We start from the raw sequence: 18,554 nt of genomic DNA on the forward strand, positions 1-18,554 counted from the left end.
CCATGACCACCGCGGCGCCCAGGGCCGAGGGCCGGATCCGCACCTACGCGCGACTGGCCAAGCTGGACATCTTCGACTACTACCTGAGCCTGCCGCTGGTGCTGAGCCTGCTGCCGCTCGGGCTGCTCACCGATCCGCGGATCCTGGTGCTGCTGGGCCTGTTCCTGCTCGGCGAGGTGGTGCTGATGGCCTCGCTGGTGGCCTTCGACGACCTCACCGGGTACCGCGACGGCAGCGACGCGATCAACTACGGCCCGGACGCCCCGGCCCGCCGGAAACTGCGGAAACCGTTGGTGGCCGGCACGTTGACCCCCGAGCAGGTGCGCCGGTTCGCCTGGGCCGCCTTCGCCACCGGGGCGCTGCTGTGGGCCGCGGCGGTGGGGCTGGCGCCGGAGCCGCCGCTGTGGGCGCTGGCGCTCACCGCACTGATGCTGGTGCTGTACCCGCAGTACTCCTACGGTCTCAAGCTCAGCTACATCGGCCTGCAGGAGTGCTACCTGGCCGCGATCGGCTGGGTGCTGGTGCTGGCCCCGTACGGACTGGCCGGGGGTGAGCTGAGCGGGCTGGTGCTGGTGCAGGCGGCGCTGTTCGGGCTGGGGCCGCTGCTGTTCGGGGTGTACTCCAACACCAACGACGTGCGCGGCGACCGGGCGGTCGGCCGGATCACGGTGGCCACCATGACCTCGGCGGCGGGCAACCGGCGGTTCGTGCTCGCGCTGACCCTGGCCGAGATGGCGCTCATCGTCGGCGCGCCGCTGCTCGGGCTCGTCCCGTGGTGGTTCGCCTTCGCGCTGGCGCCCACGCTGATCCTGCGCGGCTGGCAGTTCACCCTGGGCTTCCGGCACGGCGACATCCTGCGGGCGCGCCGGATGGGCATCCACGTGCACCGGATCACCACCGTGCTGCTGATCGTGGTCAACCTGGTGGTGCGGCAGTCATGAGCGGTGACCTGGACGTGGCGATCGTCGGGGCCGGGATCGGCGGACTGGCCCTGGCGCACACCCTCCGGCCGACCGGCCGCTCGGTCCGGGTGTTCGAGGCGGCCGAGCAGGTCGGCGGGCGGATGACCTCGGTGCGCGAGGACGGCTACACCATCGACACCGGGGCCGAGCAGATCTCCGGCCGCGGCTACCCCCAGACCTGGCGGCTGCTGGCCGAACTGGGCGTGGATCCCGTTGCCGTGCCGAAGGTCCGGGCCGGGGTCGGGGTGTGGCGGAACGGACGGGCGCACCCCGGCGTGGCGGATCCGCGGGGACTGCTCACCGGGGCGGGACTGTCCTGGCGGGCCCGGCTGGACCTGGTGCGCCTGATGGCCACCGGCGCGAGCCGCGCGGGCGCGGACACCGTGGCCGAGTTCGCCGGCCGCTACCACCCCGACATCGGCGAGTACCTGCTGCAACCGGTCACCGGCGGGTTCTTCGGCTGGCGCCCGGAACACTCCGCGGTGGCCCCGTTCCTGGACCTGCTGCGCAGGGTCGGCCCGGCCAGTGGATGGCGCACCTACCGCGACGGCATGGACACCCTGGCCCGCCTGCTGGCCGAAGGACTCGACGTGGTCACCGGCTGCCCGGTCCGGAAAGTGGTGGCCCGCGACGGGTTCGCCACGCTCACCACCGACGCGGGCCCGGTGACCGCGCGCACCGTGGTGCTGTGCCTGCCCGCTCCGCAGGCCCGCGCCCTCTACGCCAACCCGCCCGCGCGCGAACTGCCCTACCTGACGGCCAGCACCTACACGCCGATGCTCAAGGTCAGCTGCCTGCTCGACCGGCCGCTGGCCCCGCGCCGCGCCGGCCGGTTGTACTGCCTGCTGCTGCCCGAGCGGGAGGACGGGGTGCTCGGCGGCATCCTCGTCGACCACGCCAAACACCCGGACCGCGCGCCACCCGGCAGGGGACTGCTGACCCTGCTCGCCGCGCCCCGCGCCATCCCCGGCCTGCTGGACGCGCCAGAGGAGGAGGTGGTCGGCACACTGACCGGGGCCGCGGCGAGGTACGTGCCAGGACTGCGCGCGGCCACCATCTCCGCGCACAGCCACCGGTTCCGGCACGGACTGCCCGAGGCCACCCCGCTCGCGCTGCGGCTGCAACCGGCGTTCCTGCGCAGGCCGCCCAGCCCGGTGGAGTACGCGGGCGACTGGATCCTGGCCCGCCCCAACAGCGAGGCCGCCATCGAGAGCGCACTGCTGGCCGCACAACGAATCCAGGCCGCCTGCCCCCGCACCCGCCGAAGGGAGACCGCATGAGACCGCACGACATGGGCGTGCTGTTCGAGGAGTGCGCCGAGCGTGGCTCCCGCACCCTGGTGCACCTGGACCGCCCCTTCGACATCGCCCCCGGCGTCACCACCTACGACCTGCCGGGACTGGCCGAACTGGTGCGCGCGGCGGCGGGCTGGCTGGCCGCGGCCGGGGTCCGGCGCGGCGAGCGGGTGGTCATCCTCAAGGACAACCACTGGGACTACGACCTGCTGGCCTGCGCGGCCATCCGGCTCGGCGCGGTGCCCGCCCTGCTCTCCGGCCAGCTGCCGCCGGAGTCGGTGGAGGTGCTGCTCAAACGCCTCGACCCGGCCGTGCTGGTCACCACCGGCCGGCACCTGGCCACCGGGGACCTGCCCGCGCTGGCCCGCCGCACGCTCACCCTGGACCACGGCCCGGCCGGGGTGCTCACCTTGGACGACGTCCGGGGCCACCCCGCACCCGCCCCGTGCCGCCGCGCGGACGACGAGCCGCTGGTGATCAACCACACCTCGGGCACCACCGGGTTGCCGAAGCTGGTCACCCACTCCACCGCGACGATCATCGGGCGGCTGGCCCGGTTGGAGTCGATCCGTTGGCCGGTGCTCGGCACCCGCCGCAGCGACACCGTGGCCAGCGCCAGCTCCTTCGCCCACGGCCGCACCTTCTGCTGGACGGCCAGCGTGCTCTGCCTTGCCCCGCAACGGATCCTCATTCTCAGCGGCGAGCAGGACCAGGCGCTGCTGGCGGCACATCCGCCGACCACCCTGGAGGCGCTGCCGTCCTGGTTCGTCCGCCACCAGGGGCTCGCCCGTGAGCCGGACAACCCGTTCCGGCGGGTCCGGCTCTACGTCAGCACCTACGACGCCATGCACCCACCCACCGTGCGCGCCTACCTGCACGCCTCCGCGCGCAAACGTCCACTGTGGATGCAGGGCTGGGGGCAGACCGAGACCGGACCGCTCACCTTCCGCTTCCTCACCAGGAAAGCACTGGCCCGGCGGGACGATCCGGAGCCGACCACCCGCAACCTCGGCCGTCCGCTGCCGGGACGAACCCGGCTGCGGGTGGTCGATCCCCGCACCTTCGCCCCGCTGCCGCCCGGCCGCACCGGACTGGTGCTGGCCCGCACCAGGGCCCGCTGTCTGGACTACGTCGGCGAGCCGGACCGCTTCGCCGCCAAGGACACCGACGGCTGGTGGAACACCGGCGACCTCGGCCAGCGCACCCGCACCGGCGCGATCCTGTTCCTGGACCGCGAGGTCGACCAGACCCCGGAGCTCAGCTGCGTGCGCACCGAGGACCTGCTGGAGGAACGGCTGCCGGAGGTGCTGGAGGCCGTGGTGCTCGGCGTGCGCGGACAGCCGCCGATCCCGGTGCTGGTCACCGCGAACGGCACCCTGTCCGAACTCGCCTGGCGACGGGCCATCCGCGACCTGCCTGCCATGGCCGGCCCGGTCCCGCTCACCTGGGCGGAGGTGCCGCGCACCGGCACCGGCAAGGTCCGGCGGCAGGAGCTGCTCGAGCGACTCCTCGGCAGGGCGGAACGGCACGGCAGCGGGCGCTGGACATGAGCGCGCCCGCCTTCTCCGACAACACCAGCGCGCACGCCGCCGACCAGCACCGCTGCCTGGCCGAGGCCTACGACCCCATCACCCGCGCCCGGCTGCTCCAGGCCGGGGTGGGTGGCGGCTGGCGCTGCCTGGAGGTGGGCGCGGGCAACGGCAGCGTGGCGAGCTGGCTGGCCGAGCGGGTCGGGCCCGGCGGCTGGGTTCTGGCCACCGACCTCAACCCCCGGCACCTGGTCACCAGGCCCCGGCTTTCCGTGCTGCGCCACGACATCCGGCACGATCCGCTGCCCGAGGCCGCCTTCGACCTGGTGCACGCCCGCCAGGTGCTGCCGCTGCTGCCGGAGCGGATCCCGGTGCTGCACCGGATGATCGGCGCGCTGCGCCCCGGCGGCCTGCTGCAACTCGACGACCTAGACATCGGCTACGGTCCCGCCCTGCTCACCCCGGACCGGCGCGGAGCCCAGCTGTACCAACGCTTCCTGGCCGCCAAGGCCGAGGCGATGGCCGCCACCGGCGGCGACGGCTGCTGGGGCAGCCGGGCCGCCGAGGCGATGCGGGCCGCCGGGCTGGTCGAGGTCGACCCGGTCCCGCACCTGACCCAGTGGCATCCGGGCTCACCGGGGGTGCGACTCCAGATCAACCACACCCACCGATTGCGAGAACTCTTGCTGGCGGCCGGAATGACCGAGCAGGACCTGACCGAACTCCGTGCCCTGCTGACCCATCCCGGGTTCCGCGCGGCCTCCCCGGTGTTCTACTCGGTGCAGGGGAGGCGGCCGTGAGCCCGCTCCGGCAGGCCACCGAGGCCGCGGCCGCACGCATCCTGGCCTGGCGTCAGCTGCACGCCATGGGTGTGCGGGACCAGGAGGCCGAGTGCGTGCTGGACTGGGCGGGACCGGTGGCCGCGCCGCTGGTGGACGAGACCACCGTGCAGGCCGCCTGCGGCATCGCGCACGTGCACGGCCGCCGCTTCGGCAGGCCGACCCTGCTCAACGTCGACTACGCCACCGTGGTCGCGGGCGTGCTCGCCACCCAGGGGGTGCTGGCCATGCTGGTGGCCCGGCGCCGGGGGCTGTCGCTGCGCCGGGTGGAGACCTCGGTGGCGCAGGCCGCGTTGCTGTCGGTCTCGCAGTACCTGGCCGCCAGCACCACGGCCGACGACTGGGCCGAACCCCTGCTGCCCGGCGGGCCGCCGTTCGTCTCCGCCGACGGCGCGCGGTTCGAGCTGGAGACCTTCGAAGCCGAGCGCTGGCACCGGTTCTGGACCGTGCTGGCCGCGGACCCGGCCGCCGTCCGGGCCGGCTGGCGGCCGTTCCAGCACCGCTACGCCACCGCCACCTGCCCACTGCCCGAACCGCTGTTCCGGGCCGCCAACGGCGTCTCCCTCGGCGCGATCGAGGCCGCCGCCGACCTGGCCGGGGTCAGCGTGCTGCGGTTGAGCCCGGCCGAGCGCTCCCTGGCCGACCTGCCGCCCTGGCAGCTCACCCCACTGGGCCCGGCCGACCGGTCGGCACGGCCGGTGGCCCGGCTGGCACCGCTGGACGGGCTGGTGGTGATCGAGGCCGGGCGACGGTTGCAGGGTCCACTGGCCGGGCACCTGCTGCGGTTGCTGGGCGCCACCGTGATCAGGGTCGAACCGCCGGGCGGGGACCTGCTGCGCGGCATGCCGCCGATGGCCGGGGACACCTCGGCCCGGTTCCGCGCGATCAACGACGGCAAACAGGTGGTGCGCCTGGACCTGCACTCCCCGGCCGGACGAGACGGGCTGCTGGCGCTGGCCGCTGGGGCGGATGTGTTCCTGCACAACTGGGCGCCCGGCAAGGCCGCCCAGCTGCGCCTGGACGCCGAGGACCTGGTCAGGGTGAAACCGGGCCTGGTCTACGCCTGGGCCTCGGGCTGGGGCGCGGAACTGGGTGCCCGGCCGCCGCTGGGCACCGACTTCATGGTGCAGGCCTACAGCGGGCTGGCCGCCGAGGTCCGGCCGCCGAGGGAACCGGCGACCACCTCGCTGATGACGCTCACCGACATCCTGGGCGGCCTGGTGTGCGCCCAGGGCGTGCTGGCCGGGCTGCTGGCCCGCTTCCGCGAGGGCAGGGGCCGCCGGGTCGACTCCTCGCTGCTGTCCGCGGCCGCGGTGCTGCGCAGGCTGCCGCGCACCCCGCGCCGCGAACCACTGTCCACAGTGGACGGCTGGCTGGCCGTCTCGGCCGATCCCCAGCACGGCCCGGCGGCGGCCAGGGCCTTCGAACTGCCCCACCCGCCCGGCTACGCCCAGCTCGTGCTGCGCTGCGCCCGCAGGCCCACCGCCTTCTGGCTGGACCGGCTGGCCGCGCTCGGGGTGCCGGCCACCGCGGTGTGCACCGATCTGGCCACGCTGTCCGGCGACCCCAGGTTCGAGCAGGTGCTGCGGCAAGCCGACGGCTACCTCGCCCCCACCGCGCCCTGGACGTTCACATGAGCTGGACCTCGAACAACGGCATCGTGCTGCGCGACCTGGTGCCGCAGGCGCTGCGCAGGCAGTGGGTCCGCGAAGGATGGTGCCCCGACCAGGACATCCACACCGCCTTCACCCACCAGGTCCAAGCCCACCCGGACCGGCCCGCGGTCGTCGACGAGCAGGGCTGCCTGGACTACCGGTCCCTGGACCGCGAGGTCCGCCGGATCGCCACCGCGCTGCGCGCCGCCGGACTGGGCCCCCGGGACATCATCGGCATCCACCTGCCGAACGGCCGGTCGGCCGTCGCCGCCGAACTGGCCGTGGCCGCACTCGGCGCGGTGTCCCTGCCCTACCCGTACGGCCGTGGCAGGCGCGACTCGCTCAGCCTGCTCGGCCGCGCCCGCGCCGCCGCGCTGATCACCCTCGCCCGTGCCGACCTGCCCACGCCGTGCCCGGTGTTCACCTTCGGCCCCGCCGCCGGGGACGCGGTCTCCCTCGACCGGGCCCCGGTGCCCGCGGAGCCCTGGTCCCCGCCGCCGGTGGACCCGGACGGCCCGGCCCGCATCCTGGTCACCTCCGGCACCGAGGCCGAGCCGAAGATGATCGCCTACTCGCACAACGCCTTCCTCGGTGGCCGGGCGAGCTACCTCCGAGCCCTGCACGACGGCGACGCCCCGATGCGCAACCTGCTGCTGGCCCCGCTGGCCTCCGCCTACGGCTCCCTCGGCGTCCCGGTCACCCTGGCCGCGCTCGGCGGAACCCTTCAGCTGCGCCGCGGGTTCGACCCGGCCGAGGTCCTGCGCGCGATCACCGAGCACCGGCCGACGCACCTGTTCGCCGTGCCGGTCATGCTGCGCCGCCTGCTCGACCACCCGCGGTCCGCCACCGAGGACACCTCCTCGCTGCGCGCGGTGGTCTCCAGCTCGGCCGCGTTCCCGCTCACCCTGCTCGACGGCTGTCGCGACCGCCTGTGCGCCAACGTGATCACCGTCTACGGCTCGGCCGACGGCGTCAACTGCCACACCGCCCGCACCGGCGCCACGCCGGCCACCGGCACCGGCCTGCCCGACCCCGCGGTCGCCCAGATCCAGATCCGCACCCCGGCCGGCCGCGTCCTGCCGCGCGGCGAGGACGGCGAGATCTGCGCCCTCGGCCCGATGACACCCCTGTGCTACGTGGCCGCGCCCGAGCTGGACGCGGCCTACCGGCCGGGCGGCTGGGTCCGCACCGGCGACCTGGGCCACCTGGACCACCACGGGCGGTTGCACGTCTCCGGCCGGACCAAGCAGGTGGTCAACCGCGGCGGCTTCAACATCAGCCCCGCCGAGGTCGAACACCACCTGGACACCCATCCGGACGTGGCCGAGGTGGCCTGCGTGCCGGTGCCCGACCCGGAACTGGGCGAACGACTGGCCGCCTGCCTCGCGCAGCGGCCGGGCAGCGCCCCGCTGACCCTGCCGGTGCTGACCAGGTACCTGGAGGAGGAGCGGGGGCTGGAACGCCGGAAGCTGCCCGAACTGCTGGTGGTGCTGCCCGAGCTGCCGCTGGGACCGACCGGCAAGGTGTGCAGGCACACGCTGACCGCCCTCGCCGCCGACCGCTGACCCCAGCCCGGCGACAGCAGATCCCGCCTCGGCCACGGCCCGCCGTCTCCCGGTCGCCGACCCCGGTGCCTCGGTCCGCCAGGTCCACCGTCAGCGAGAGCGTGCCCCGGGGGTGGCCGGTGGGCCCGAAGGGCCGTGACCTGGGCACTGCTTGACAGTCGCGGTCGGCGGGGTGAGACTTCCGGGCAGGCCGTGAACGCTCACGTGAACGTTCACGGATCGGCTCGAAGGGTTCCGACGACGCTGACTCGACGCAGTTCCCTGGCGCGCTCAAGGGCTGAGCGTGCCCAAGACCGTGCACCTGGACCAGGAAAGGAAGCCATGTCGCTGTCCTACGTCGAGGACCCGTCCCCGGGCCACGGCAGCCTGTCCCCGCGCGCGCACTTCCGCTCGGACGCGCGTTCGCTGTCCCTCAACGGCGACTGGCGCTTCCAGCTCTCGCCCAGCGTCGCGGCCGCGCCGGAGGGCATCGAGCACCCGGAGTTCGACGACTCCGCCTGGACCGACCTGCCGGTGCCCGCGCACTGGCAGCTGCACGGCCACGGCAAACCGGCTTACACCAACGTGGTCTACCCCTTCCCGGTCGACCCGCCGCGGGTGCCCTCGGACAACCCGACCGGCAGCTACCGGCACACCTTCACCCTGGACGGCGACTGGCTGACCCAGCCCGCGGTGCTGCGCTTCGACGGCATCGACTCCTGCGCCCGGATCTGGCTCAACGGCACCGAGCTGGGCGTCACCAAGGGCAGCAGGCTGCCCGCGGAGTTCGAGGCCGGGCCGCTGCTGCGGGCGGGGGAGAACCTGCTGGCGGTGCGGGTGCACCAGTGGTCGGCGGCCAGCTACCTGGAAGACCAGGACATGTGGTGGCTCTCCGGCATCTTCCGCTCGGTCACCCTGCTGGCCCGCCCCACCGGCGGCATCGGCGACTACTGGCTGCGCGCCGACTACGACCACACCACCGGCCGCGGCACCATCACCGTGGACACAGTGCCCGGCGCCCGCCTGAGCATCCCCGAGCTCGGCCTGCACGACCACCCCGCCGCCCGGCCGGTCGAGCTGCCCGCCGTCGAGCCGTGGAGCGCCGAAGAGCCCCGCCTGTACCACGGCGAACTGGCCACCGGCGCCGAGCGGGTCCCGGTCCGGGTCGGCTTCCGCACAGTGTCCATTGAGGACGGTCAGCTGAAGGTCAACGGGCAGCGGGTGTTCTTCCGCGGCGTCAACCGGCACGAGCACGACCCCCGCCACGGCCGCGCGGTGCCCCGGGAGGTCGCGGTGGCCGACGTGGAGCTGATGAAGCGGCACAACATCAACGCCGTGCGCACCAGCCACTACCCGCCCGACCCGGCCTTCCTGGACCTGTGCGACGAGTACGGCCTGTGGGTCATCGACGAGTGCGACCTGGAGACCCACGGCTTCGAGCGGATCGACTGGGCGGGCAACCCCAGCGACGATCCACAGTGGACGGACGCCTACCTGGACCGCATGCGCCGCATGGTGGAACGGGACAAGAACCACCCCAGCATCGTGCTGTGGTCGCTGGGCAACGAGGGCCACACCGGCGTCAACTTCCGGCGGATGGCCGAGTGGGCCCGCGACCGCGACCCCGGCAGGCCGATCCACTACGAGGGCGACCACGACTGCGCCTACGTCGACGTCTACAGCCGGATGTACGCCTCCCACCAGGAGGTCGAGCAGATCGGCCGCGGCGAGGTGGACAACCCGCGGCACGCCGAGCTGCCGTTCCTGCTGTGCGAGTACGCGCACGCCATGGGCACCGGCCCCGGCGGCCTGCTGGAGTACCGCGAGCTGTTCGAGCGCCACCCGCGCTGCCAGGGCGGTTTCATCTGGGAGTGGATCGACCACGGCCTGCGCCAGCGCACTCCGGACGGCCGCGAGTACTACGCCTACGGCGGTGACTTCGGCGAGTCCGTCCACGACGGCAACTTCGTCATCGACGGCCTGCTCTTCCCCGACCGCACCCCCTCGCCCGGCCTCACCGAGCTGGCCAAGATCTACGAGCCGGTCCGGATCACCGCCGCCCCCAACGGCATCCGCGTGCACAACCACCACGACTACCGCCCCCTGGACCACCTCACCTTCCACTGGACCCTGGAAACCGAGGGCACCCCGGTGGCCACCGGCGACCTGCCCGTGCCCACCGTCCACTCCGGACAGGCGGTCGACCTCCCGCTCCCCGATCTTCCCGCCACCCAGGGCGAAACCTGGCTCACCGTCCGCGCAGTACTGGCCACCGACACCCGCTGGGCCCCCGCCGGTCACCAGGTCGCCTGGGGCCAGCTCCCGATCACCCCGGCCACCACCCCGGCCCGCACCGGCGCGGCCCGCCTGCTGCACACCCCGGCCGACCTCCGCCTGGGCATCGGGGCCTTCGACCCCACCACCGGCCAGCTGGTCTCCCTCGGCGGCCACCAGGTCACCGGCCCCCGGCTGGACCTCTGGCGCGCCACCACCGACAACGACCGCGGCGGCCACCCCTCGGAAGCCACCACTTGGCGCGCGGCCGGTCTGCACCGCCTCCAGCACCGCATCGGCGAGATCCACCCCGCCGACACCGAGCTGCTGGTCCGCACCAGGGTGGCACCGCCCGGCCTGTCCTTCGCCCTGCTCGCCGACTACCGCTGGACCGCCGACCAGGACACCCTCCGGCTCCGCGTGGAACTGGAACCCGAGGGCGAATGGCCGTGCACCCTGCCCCGCCTCGGCCTGCACCTGGCCATCCCGGCGGAGTTCGGCCAGGTCGAGTGGTTCGGCGGCGGCCCGGGCGAGGCATACCCCGACAGCCGCCAGTCCGCCCGCATCGGCCGTTTCACCGCGTCGGTCGAGGACCTGCACACCCCGTACGTCTTCCCGCAGGAGAACGGCAACCGCGTCGACGTCCGCTGGGCTGAACTGTCCACAGTGGACGGACGTTGCATCCGGATCGCGGGCGCGCCCACGTTCGACCTCACCGCCCGCCGCTGGACCACGGCCGACCTGGAGGCCGCCACCCACACCACCGACCTCCGCCCGACCGACCAGGTCCACCTCCACCTGGACCTGGCCCACCACGGCCTGGGCACCGCGTCCTGCGGACCGGGCGTGCTGCCGCAGTACCGCCTGCACCCGGGCAAGGCCGCGCTGGAACTGGTGTTCAGCATTCCGCGTTGACCGGTGCGCGATCATGGCGGTATGACGCTCAAGACAGGCATGCTGGAGGTCGGCGACGGTCATTCGCTGAACTGGGAGGTCTCGGGCAACCCCGGCGGCAAACCGGCCGTCGTGCTGCACGGCGGTCCGGGGTCGGGCAGCTCGCCGGCCAGGCGGGGCCTGTTCGACCCGGACCGCTACCTCGTGGTCCAGTTCGACCAGCGCAACTCCGGTCGCAGCACCCCGTCGGCGACCGACCCGGTGGTCGACCTGTCGGCCAACACCACCCAGCACCTCATCGCCGACATCGAGGCCCTGCGGGTGCACCTGGGCCTCGAGCGCTGGCTGGTGTGGGGCGGCTCGTGGGGCGTCACCCTCGCGCTCGCCTACGCGCAGGAACATCCGGAACGGGTGACCGAACTGGTGCTCGCGGCCGTGACCAACGGCGACCGCCGCGACACCGACTGGATCACCCGCGACATGGGCCGCGTCTTCCCGCGCGAGTGGGAACGCTTCCGCGCTGGCGTGCCCGCCGCCGAACGCGACGGCGACCTGTCCGCCGCCTACAGCAAGCTGCTCCACAACCCCGACCCGGAGGTCCGCGCCCAGGCCGCCCGCGGGTGGTGTGAGTGGGAGGACACGCACATGTCGCTGGCCCCCGACGCCGCACCCAGCCTGTCGGTCGCCGACCCGGCATTCCAGCTGGCCTTCGCCCGCATCGTCACCCACTACTGGTCCCACGGCTGCTTCCTGGCGGAGGGACAGCTACAGCGCGACATCGAGCGGCTGCACGGGATTCCGGCCGTGCTGATCCACGGCCGCTACGACGTCAGCAGCCCCCTCGGCACAGCCTGGGCACTGCACCGGGCCTGGCCCGGCAGCGAACTGGTGGTCCTCGACGACACCGGTCACAGCGGCGGCGGCATGACCGCGGCGATCATCGCCGCCACCGACCGGTTCGCCCGCGGCCAGTAGATCGAGGTCGACGACTTCGGTCAGCGGGCCGCCACCAGCGCCGCGAACGCGCTGGCATGGCTGCGCCAGTTCCGCTCCCCACCGTCCCCCGCCCACCGCTGCCCCAACCGGTTGAGCGGATCCCACCCCCGCCCCCAGATCGCCTCCGCCTGCCGGGCCAGACAATCCCCGCCGCTCCCGGTAGCCCGGGTGGTGGCGGTGGTGGCCAGTCGGGTCGCGGCGGCGCCGTAGCGGGGTTCGCCGGGATTGCCTTGCGCCCCAACGAACCGCCGTCCGGCCAGCTTCGGCCCTCGTCCCAGGACCGGTCCAGCCACACCCCGTCACCCGCCCGGCCCCCGGTGATGTCGGCGCAGGGGAGCGGCACCGAGCAGCAGCGCCGCCGCCAGGGCCGAGGACACTCGTCGCCACCGCATGATCCGAGCATCGCCAGCCGGGCGGGGAAGTCAATCCGCCGTCGCCGCACGCCCGGCCGCGAGTCCGGAACCGGCCTGGGCCAGCACCAGTTCCCGGTACTCCCGCCGCCACGGCAGCTCCCGCTCCACGTGCACCCGGCGGCGACTGCTGGTCACCTCGGTCTCCCGCACCGGATCGAACCCGGTCACCGGCACCTCCTGCCACCACAGCCCGATCCCGCGCCGCTGCCACGCGGGCAGCTCGGTGAAGTTGATCCCGCGCGCGAACAGCAGCTCGTGCTTGGCCGCCTCCGTCAGCCCGCGCAGCTCCCCGGTGGCCTGCCCGCCGCTGCGGCCCTCGCCGCGCAGGGTCCAGTAGCTCCAGGCGTTGAGCGCGTTGCGCGCCGCGTCCGCCTGCCGCCAGGAGAAGTAGTCGGCCACCTCGGCCGGGGAACTGCCCAGCCACACCCGGCTGTCGAAGTGCGCCGGCGCGCCTGCCGCGTGGGTGAACGCGGCCGAGGCGAGTCCGGCCGAGACCGACACCAGCTTCTCCTGCCGCCGCCCGAACAGGGAGAACTCCGGCGGCAGCAGCACCGAGATCTCATCGCTCTGGGTGTAGGCGAACCGGCCGCCCAGCTCGGTGAGCAGCAGTCGCGCGGTCTCGGCCATGAACCCGGCGAACCGCTCGTCGTACGGCTTGCTGAAGCGCTGCTCGGTGAACCTGGTGAACGAGCGCCCGTCCAGCCGCAGCACCGCCCACGCCCCCGGCAACAGGGTCAGGCTCTGGAACCACTCCCGCGCCCGCTGCGCCGCCTCGAACTCCACGCTGTTTATCCGTCCCCCTCGACCCTGAACCCGCCCGCGCCGTCGAAGCGCACCGTCCGCACCTCGTCGAAGCCGTCGGCGAGCCGGGGCCTGCGCAGGCGCCCCAGCGTGGCACGCAGACCGACATCGGGCACCCGGGTTTCCAGCGGGCGCAACGCGTTCCGGGCCGCCGAGCCCACCGGGTCCGGCGGGAACCAGTAGGCCACCACCCGCGCCCCGTGCCCGCGACCGAGCTCGATCAGCGGCTGCCAGGTCCCGGCGTCCGGGTTGGTGTTGTCCACGGCCACGTCCCGGCCCGCGGTCAGGGCCTCGTCGATCAGGCGGAGCTGGCGGCGCTGCCGGTGCCGGGCGCGCGGGAAGTTGTCCTTGCTGACGTGCGCATGGGTGGCGGCCAGGCGCTGGCGGTAGAACGTGGTCTTGCCCGAGGCCTGTAGGCCGATGAGGATCGCCAGCTCCATCCGCCGCACCTTAGAGACAGAACGTTCGTTCCGCAAGGTCGGGTCCGTCACCTTGTCCACGTTGCCGCACGCCCATAGTGTCTGCGACAGAAAGAACGGTCGTTCTATCAAGGAGTCGTCATGAGCAGCAAGCCCACCATCGTCCTGGTCCACGGCGCGTTCGCCGACTCGTCCAGCTGGACCGGCGTCATCACCCGGCTCCGCGAGCAGGGCTTCCCGGTCGTCGCGGCGGCCAACCCGCTGCGCGGCGTGGACTCCGACGCCGCCTACCTCGCCGAGGTGGTCGGCAACGTCCCCGGCCCCGTGGTCCTGGTCGGCCACTCCTACGGCGGTGTGCTGATCACCCGGGCCGCCGCGGACCTGCCGAACGTCCGCGCCCTGGTCTACATCGCCGCGTTCCAGCCGGAGGCGGGGGAGAGCGTGTTCGGTCTCTCCGGGCGGTTCGCCGGCGGCAAGCTCGGTCCGGAGACCACGAACGTGTTGGCGCACAACGGCGAGGCGGAACTCTCGATCAAGTTCGAGGACTTCGCCGAGGTGTTCGCCGCCGATGTGCCCGCCGAGACCGCCGCGGTGCTCGCGGTGACCCAGCGGCCGGTGGCCGAGCGGGCGCTGGCCGCGGCCTTCGACGGGGTGCCCGCCTGGTCGAAGCTGCCCTCCTGGGCGCTGATCGCCAGCCAGGACAACGCGATCCCGGCCGCGGCGCAGGAGTTCATGGCCGAGCGGGCCGCCTCGGTGGTGACCAGGGTGGACGCCTCGCACGCGGTCTCGGTGTCGCGGCCGGACGTGGTGGCCGAGGTCATCCTCGACGCCGCGGCCCGCACCGCCTGAGTCAGCGGCTCAGGCGGTGTGTAGCGGGGCACTCAGACGTCCACGTGCCAGTGGACGGCCAGGGTGCCCCTCTTGGCCTGCCGAGGGGAGGCTTCCACGCCGACCCAGCCGTTGAGCGACTTGGTCGGGGGCGCCTGCCTGGACCCGCCGGCCGAGGTGGGCCGGATGGTGGCGTGCGGGTAGCCGGTGCCCCAGTCCCAGAACCACTAGGTCCCCGTGCCACATGGAGATCAACCGAGCCAGTATCGGGCCACGGGGCTCCCGCCGCCCGGATAGGGTTTCCGCCGTGACCGAAACCCACGGCGACCAGGACCTCGCGACCCGCCTGCGAGCCACCCTCGGCAAGCGCCACCCGGTCTTCGCCGCGGCCATCGTGACCGCCGGGTCGACCCGGATCGCCAGCGCGGGCGCCGCCCTGTCCGCCGACTTCGAGATCGGCTCGATCAGCAAGGGCGTCACCGGCCTGCTCTACGCCGACGCCCTGGCCCGCGGCGAGATCACCCCGGCCACCACCCTCGGCGACCTCCTGCCGCTCAACGGAATCCCGGCCGCGAGCATCACCCTGGCCGCCCTCAGCACCCACCACTCCGGCCTGCCCAGGCTCCTGCCCACCGGCGACCTCCTCCGCAGGTCGATCGCCCTGTGGCGGCACGGCATCAACCCCTACGGCGAAACCCGCGCCCAGCTGCTCGCCGGCCTGCACCGCGCCCGCCCGAAGAAGCCCCGCTTCCGCTACTCCAACCTCGGCTACGAGCTCCTCGGCCACGCCCTGTCCGCCACCACCACCTACCCCGCCCTGCTCCACCAACGCCTCAGCGACCCCCTCGGCCTGTCCTGGTACGTCCCGGCCACCCCGGCCGAGCTCCGCCCCACCGCCCTGCCCGGCCGCAGCGGCTCCGGCCGGGCACGCGAGCCGTGGACCGGCGAGGCGGTCGGTCCGGCCGGTGGCATCCGGGCCACCATCGCGGACCTGGCCGCCCTGACTTCCGCTCTGCTCAACGGTTCCGCGCCGGGAATCGCCGCCCTGGACCCGGTGGCCGACGTGGCCGGGCCCGCGGTGCGCATCGGCGCGGCCTGGCTGACCACGGCGCGGCGGGGGCGCGAGATCACCTGGCACAACGGGGGAACCGGCGGGTTCCGCAGCTGGCTGGGACTCGACCGGGCCGCGGGCCGGGGCGTGGTCCTGTTGTCGGCCACCGCCTCCTCGGTCGACCGCCCCGGCCTGGACCTGCTGCTCTCCGGCTACTGACCCAGGAGGGCCAGCAGCTGCTGGATCTGGGCCGTGCGCGACTTCACGATCCGGTCCGCCAGCTCCTTCACCTGCGGGTTGCTGCCATCCCGCAACACGTTGCGCGCCATCTCCACCGCCCCGTGCTGGTGCCCGGTCAGCACGTTCACCACGTCCCGGTCGAACTTGCCCCCGCTGGTCCTGGCCAGCGCGTCGATCACCTCCTTGGAGGTCGCGGGCATGCCGCCGTGGTGGGCGTGCAGGTCCGGGTTGGTGTCCACTGTGGTCGGTCGGCCCCAGGACCGCAGCCAGCCGGTCATGGTCTCCGCCTCGGCGAGCTGGGTGGCCTCGACGGCGGCGGCCAGGTCCTTGATCTCCTTGCGGGTGGCCTTGTCCTTGGCCAGCTTGGCGATCTGCACGGCCTGTCCGTGGTGCGGGAGCATCATCTGCAGGAACATCACGTCCGCGTCGTTGAAGTTCGCGGCGGCCGTGGCCGTGGGAGGCGGCGCGGACGGTGAAGGCGGTGCGGCGACAGGGTTTGGCGGGGTGCTCGCGCAGCCGACGAGCAGCGCGGCGGCGAGCACGGCGGCGAGGAGGGCTCGGTTCACGGTGGTTGCCTTTCGGACACCGGCCCGCGCCCCCGGCGGCTGGGGCGCGAGCCGGTAGTGGTCAGACCTGTTGCCACAGGGCGGGGGTGTTCGGGGGTTCCCAGCCGGGCAGCGCGGTGTGCGCCAGGGTGCAGCGGAACGTGCTGCCGTTGTAGGTGACCTGGCTGCCGACCTGGTAGGCGGTGCCCGAGGCCCAGGTGCCGCCGGGCGGGGGAGTGCTGGTCGTGGTCGGCGTGGTGGTCTTGGTGGTCGGGCTGGTGGTGGGGGTGCCACCGCCGCCGATCTGCAGGTCCACGCAGGCGTAGAAGGCCATCGGGGTGTCGCCGATGTTCCAGATCGCCAGCAGCTTCTGCCTGCCGGTCGCGCCGCCCAGGTTCACCGTGTGCGAGACGGTGGGCGGTGGCTGCACGTTGCCGCCGTCGATCAGCGCGACCCGCTGGCCGTTGAGGTAGTACTCGTAGTCGCGGGTGCGGTGCCGGGCGGTGAAGGTCCAGGTGAAGTTCACCGTGCCGCCGACCGCGGTGGCCTTCCAGCCCTTGCTGTCGTCGTCGAGGTCGGCGAACGGCGCGTTGCCGCCACTGCAACTGCGCAGCCCCTTGGGCCCCTCCACGCTCTGCGGCTCGTACTTGATCGGCCCGCAGGGCACGGTGCCCTGCGCGCACTGGGCCTGCCTGCTGGGCGGGGAGGAGATGTAGCCGTGCGCGAACGCTGGGCTCGCCGGCATCACCACCAGCAGGAAGGGGGTGATGCCGAGGGCGGCCACGGCCATGGTGAACAGGCGTCTGAGAGTCATGGGTCAGCTCCCTGCCGGGGTCGTCCCGGCGGCTGCGCCCGACGTCGTGCCCCGTCGCACGCGATCAACAGGTGCCTGCGCCGGGCAGGGCCGGCGCTGCGGCGCGGGAGGCGCGGACACGCCGCCACCTCGCTCCGCTCACGCGCGTCACGTCGGCGACCGGCGGGCCGGCTCCGTGGCACACGGACGAGGCGGCGGGTCCGAATGTCACACAGGGTAAGGTGGTCTAGACCATAAGGTACCCGGGTTGTTCATGTCAATGAACAGCCGCGGCGAACGCGGCCGAGCGGCGCACCACGAGCAGCGCGATGAGTCCGCAGACCGCCGCCGTGCCCACCGCCAGCGGCAGCGCGCCCTGGGCGAGGAAGAACCCGCCGAGCCCGGCGCCCGCCGCGATGCCGACCTGGAAGGCCACGATGTACACGCTGGAAGCCAGGTCCTGCCGGGTCGCCGTGGCGCGCAGCACCGCCGCCTGCAACACCACGCCGATCGCGCCGGCCGGCGCCGCCCACAGCACGACCACCGCGCTGCTGAGCAGTCCCGAGCCCGGCCCGAGGGTCAGCAGCGCCAGCATGCAGAGCGCCAGACCGCCGGCCACGAACAGGCCGGTGGCCCGGGGATGGCTGTCCAGCGTTCGCCCGATCAGCACCAGGCCGAGCAGACCCGCTGCGCCGTAAGCGAAGAGCAGCGCCGCGGTCGCCGGTCCGGTGAGGTGGGCGTAGTCGGCGATGATCGCGGTGATGTAGGTGTAGGCGGTGAAGTGGCCCAGCACCACGAGCACCGTGGTCAGGTTCACCGCGGCCAGCGACCGGTCGGCCAGCACCTGCCGGAGCGCGGAAAGTCCTTGTCCTGGCGTGGCATGCTCCGCGGGCATCGGCTCGACCGTGGCGCGGATGGCCACCGCGGACAGCAACGCGATGACGGCCAGCACGACCACGGTGGGCCGCCAGCCCAGGGTCGCGCCGAGCCAGGAGCTCAGGGGTAGTCCGAACAGCAGGGCCAGTGAGTTCCCGGCGAAGACCACCGCGGTGGCCCGCCCGGCCCGGTCCGGACCCAGCAGGCGGGCGGCCATCGGCGCGACCACCGACCAGAACACCCCGTGGCTCACCGCGGAGACCAGCCGGGCGGCCACCGCGACGCCGTAGCTGGGCGCGAGGGCCAGCAGCAGGTTGGACAGCGCGATCGCGACCACCGTGATCAGGGCCGTGGTCCGGCGGTCCCAGCGGGCGGTGAGCACCACCAGCGGCATCACGGTGATCGCGACCACCACCGCGTAGCCGGTCATCAGCAGGCCGATCGCCGAGTCAGACGCTTTCAGACCCGCCGCGAGCTGCGGTAACAGGGCCACCGGCAGGTTCTCCGAGGTGACCGAGATGAAGCAGGCGGTGCTCAGCGCCACCAGGGCCATACCCGTTCGAGAGCTTGTCGCCACGCGCATTGTGTAACGATACACAG

General features: G+C 73.5%; 16 protein-coding genes. 10 read left to right on the forward strand and 6 right to left on the reverse strand.

What is annotated here, in order from left to right; genetic code table 11:
* The first annotated feature begins 2 nt into the window (after positions 1 to 2).
* The 8 genes from N8J89_RS17870 (at position 3) to pip (ending at position 11,967) form a co-directional block, all read left to right on the forward strand.
* Complete coding sequence (locus N8J89_RS17870; RefSeq protein ID WP_283665491.1) at positions 3 to 941, forward strand: UbiA family prenyltransferase; 939 nt, start codon at positions 3 to 5, stop codon at positions 939 to 941.
* Entirely contained in the window at positions 938 to 2,242 is a 1,305-nt protein-coding gene (locus tag N8J89_RS17875) for a protoporphyrinogen/coproporphyrinogen oxidase (protein ID WP_283665492.1), read from the forward strand. The genes N8J89_RS17870 and N8J89_RS17875 overlap by 4 nt, the downstream gene beginning before the upstream one ends.
* Positions 2,239 to 3,807 (forward strand): class I adenylate-forming enzyme family protein, encoded by a 1,569-nt coding sequence (locus tag N8J89_RS17880; RefSeq protein WP_283665493.1) that lies wholly within the window; start codon positions 2,239 to 2,241, stop codon positions 3,805 to 3,807. The genes N8J89_RS17875 and N8J89_RS17880 overlap by 4 nt, the downstream gene beginning before the upstream one ends.
* A complete protein-coding gene (locus tag N8J89_RS17885) occupies positions 3,804 to 4,586 on the forward strand; it encodes a class I SAM-dependent methyltransferase (protein ID WP_283665494.1) in 783 nt (260 codons plus the stop codon). Before N8J89_RS17880 ends, N8J89_RS17885 begins: the two co-directional genes overlap by 4 nt.
* Complete coding sequence (locus N8J89_RS17890) at positions 4,583 to 6,262, forward strand: CoA transferase (protein WP_283665495.1); 1,680 nt, start codon at positions 4,583 to 4,585, stop codon at positions 6,260 to 6,262. Before N8J89_RS17885 ends, N8J89_RS17890 begins: the two co-directional genes overlap by 4 nt.
* Positions 6,259 to 7,845 carry a class I adenylate-forming enzyme family protein gene (locus N8J89_RS17895; RefSeq protein WP_283665496.1) on the forward strand — a complete coding sequence of 529 codons (1,587 nt, stop codon included), beginning with the start codon at positions 6,259 to 6,261 and terminating at the stop codon, positions 7,843 to 7,845. The genes N8J89_RS17890 and N8J89_RS17895 overlap by 4 nt, the downstream gene beginning before the upstream one ends.
* Positions 7,846 to 8,166: 321 nt before the next feature.
* Entirely contained in the window at positions 8,167 to 11,013 is a 2,847-nt protein-coding gene (locus N8J89_RS17900; RefSeq protein ID WP_283665497.1) for a glycoside hydrolase family 2 TIM barrel-domain containing protein, read from the forward strand.
* Positions 11,014 to 11,034: 21 nt separating this feature from the next.
* Entirely contained in the window at positions 11,035 to 11,967 is a 933-nt protein-coding gene (gene pip, locus N8J89_RS17905; RefSeq protein WP_283665498.1) for a prolyl aminopeptidase, read from the forward strand.
* 20 nt (positions 11,968 to 11,987) lie between these two features.
* On the opposite strand, the gene N8J89_RS17910 is transcribed toward pip, so the two are convergent.
* From N8J89_RS17910 to N8J89_RS17920, 3 genes are all read right to left on the reverse strand, one after another.
* Positions 11,988 to 12,281: a hypothetical protein gene (locus N8J89_RS17910; RefSeq protein WP_283665499.1), complete on the reverse strand. Its 294-nt coding sequence runs from the start codon at positions 12,279 to 12,281 to the stop codon at positions 11,988 to 11,990.
* Between the two features lie 129 nt (positions 12,282 to 12,410).
* Positions 12,411 to 13,184: a tRNA(His) guanylyltransferase Thg1 family protein gene (locus N8J89_RS17915; protein ID WP_283665500.1), complete on the reverse strand. Its 774-nt coding sequence runs from the start codon at positions 13,182 to 13,184 to the stop codon at positions 12,411 to 12,413.
* Between the two features lie 5 nt (positions 13,185 to 13,189).
* Positions 13,190 to 13,642: an AAA family ATPase gene (locus N8J89_RS17920; RefSeq protein WP_283665501.1), complete on the reverse strand. Its 453-nt coding sequence runs from the start codon at positions 13,640 to 13,642 to the stop codon at positions 13,190 to 13,192.
* A 120-nt stretch (positions 13,643 to 13,762) separates the two neighbouring features.
* Between N8J89_RS17920 and N8J89_RS17925 the strand changes: the two genes are divergently transcribed.
* On the forward strand, positions 13,763 to 14,470 hold the full coding sequence (locus N8J89_RS17925; protein WP_283665502.1) for an alpha/beta fold hydrolase: 708 nt from the start codon (positions 13,763 to 13,765) through the stop codon (positions 14,468 to 14,470).
* Between the two features lie 286 nt (positions 14,471 to 14,756).
* Positions 14,757 to 15,719 (forward strand): serine hydrolase domain-containing protein, encoded by a 963-nt coding sequence (locus tag N8J89_RS17930; protein ID WP_283665503.1) that lies wholly within the window; start codon positions 14,757 to 14,759, stop codon positions 15,717 to 15,719.
* On the opposite strand, the gene N8J89_RS17935 is transcribed toward N8J89_RS17930, so the two are convergent.
* The 3 genes from N8J89_RS17935 to N8J89_RS17945 form a co-directional block, all read right to left on the reverse strand.
* A complete protein-coding gene (locus N8J89_RS17935; RefSeq protein ID WP_283665504.1) occupies positions 15,713 to 16,306 on the reverse strand; it encodes a DUF305 domain-containing protein in 594 nt (197 codons plus the stop codon). The two genes, N8J89_RS17930 and N8J89_RS17935, sit on opposite strands and share 7 nt — an antisense overlap.
* Before the next feature lie 61 nt (positions 16,307 to 16,367).
* Positions 16,368 to 17,099, reverse strand: coding sequence for a lytic polysaccharide monooxygenase (locus N8J89_RS17940; RefSeq protein ID WP_283665505.1), 732 nt, complete (start codon positions 17,097 to 17,099; stop codon positions 16,368 to 16,370).
* Between the two features lie 256 nt (positions 17,100 to 17,355).
* Complete coding sequence (locus N8J89_RS17945) at positions 17,356 to 18,537, reverse strand: MFS transporter (protein ID WP_283665506.1); 1,182 nt, start codon at positions 18,535 to 18,537, stop codon at positions 17,356 to 17,358.
* Between the last annotated feature and the right edge of the window lie 17 nt (positions 18,538 to 18,554).

The organism is Crossiella sp. CA-258035 (assembly GCF_030064675.1).
In the GTDB taxonomy this organism is placed as follows: domain Bacteria; phylum Actinomycetota; class Actinomycetes; order Mycobacteriales; family Pseudonocardiaceae; genus Crossiella.